This window comes from Roseateles sp. P5_B10, from assembly GCF_056400485.1.
Genome location: NZ_JBFULE010001078.1, coordinates 1 through 1,480, shown reverse-complemented (window position 1 = coordinate 1,480; position 1,480 = coordinate 1). Strand labels below are relative to the sequence as shown.

Sequence of the window (1,480 nt, the reverse complement as noted above, 5' to 3'; positions counted from 1 at the left end):
CGGCCCGCGCCTGCCCCAACGCCCGGCACGGCACCCGCACCGACCGCTGCCACAGCTGTTGCGCCCCCGACCACCGTTGCTACCGCGCCGCAGGCGGCGCCCGAGCCTGAACCTGAAGTTGAGCGCACGCCCGTGCTGCTCGCCTCTGCGGCGCCGACGCCCGCCCCCGCTGCCCCGATGGCCGCCGCGGCACGGGCCGCGGAGCCGCCGCCCAAGCCGGCCGAGGAAGAGGCCGAGGAGCCGCTGAAACTGCTGGCCAAGGTCGAACCGGCCATCCCGCGCCAGATGCAGCAGCAGAGCACCTTCCGCAACGGTTTTGCCCAGGTGCAGTTCACGGTCGGGCCCGACGGCGCGGTCCAGCAGGCCTCGGTCATCAAGGCCAGCCATTCGCGGTTGGGCACGGCGGCCGTCGAGGCCGTCAAGCAATGGCGCTTCGCTCCCATCCGCAAGGCCCGCGAGGCCGCTGTCGAAGTCGCCTTCAAGAGCGACACCGACTGATTTCAGTCTCGGGCGTCCCCGGGTTGACGCTGAGCCAACGGGCGGAGATGCTGTTGTCGAGCCGTTAGAAGTCCTGCGGCCACAAATCAGGGAGTTTCCATGTCCATCCGTCTGCTCGCCCGCATGCTCGCGGGCATTGGTCTTTGTGCTGCCGCCTTCGCAGCCTCGGCCACCGGCCCGTATTCCGGACTCGTCGTTTTCGGCGACAGCCTGTCCGACAGCGGCAACAACGCTTTGCTGCTGTCTCAGGGCCCCGGTGGGCTGCCGCCCGTCAACATTCCGGGCGACGGCTACTACAGCAAGATCCCGTCGACGGCGGGCACGTATTCCAATGGCTGGGTCTGGACGCAGTACTTCGCGCAATCGCTCGGCGTGGCGCTATCGCCCTCACTGGCCGGCGGCAATAACTTCGCCTTCGGTGGTGCACAGACCAGTCTGAACGGTGGCGAGATTCCGCAGTTGCCGGGCTTCCCGTACAGCATGCAAACCCAGCTTGGCATGTATCTGGGCGCCACCGGCAACCTCGCCGATCCGAACGCTCTTTACGTGGTGGCCGGCGGCGGCAACAACATCCGTGTCGCATTGGAAGCGATCGCCATGGGTGCCGACTCTGACGCCACGGCTGCCGCGACAGTGGCCAGCTACGCCGCCGACATGGCCGGCATCGTTGGCAGCCTCAAGCTCGCCGGCGCCCAGCATGTGCTGGTGCTGAACACGCCGAACTTCGGCCTCACGCCGCTGGCCAACGCGATGGGCGCCAGCGGCCAGGCCTCGGCGCTGAGCTTCGCCATGGACACCGCCCTCACCGGCGCGCTGGCTGGCAGCGGCGCACAGGTCTTCGACATGTACGGCTTCATGACGAGCGCCGTGGACAATGCCTCGCAGCTGGGCTTCAGCAACTGGACCAATGCCTGCGCAGCAACCACCAGCAGCTGCGATCTCAGCACCGCGCTGTTCTGGGACGGCATCCACCCCACGACCC

General features: G+C 68.1%; 2 protein-coding genes. Both read left to right on the top strand.

Annotated features, from left to right (window positions below):
• Positions 1-498, top strand: a 498-nt coding sequence (locus AC1DU6_RS30965) for a TonB family protein (RefSeq protein WP_477861947.1), incomplete at its 5' end; no start/stop codon positions are given.
• A 99-nt stretch (positions 499-597) separates the two neighbouring features.
• Positions 598-1,480 (top strand): SGNH/GDSL hydrolase family protein (locus tag AC1DU6_RS30960; protein ID WP_477861945.1); only part of this gene is annotated, 883 nt, incomplete at its 3' end.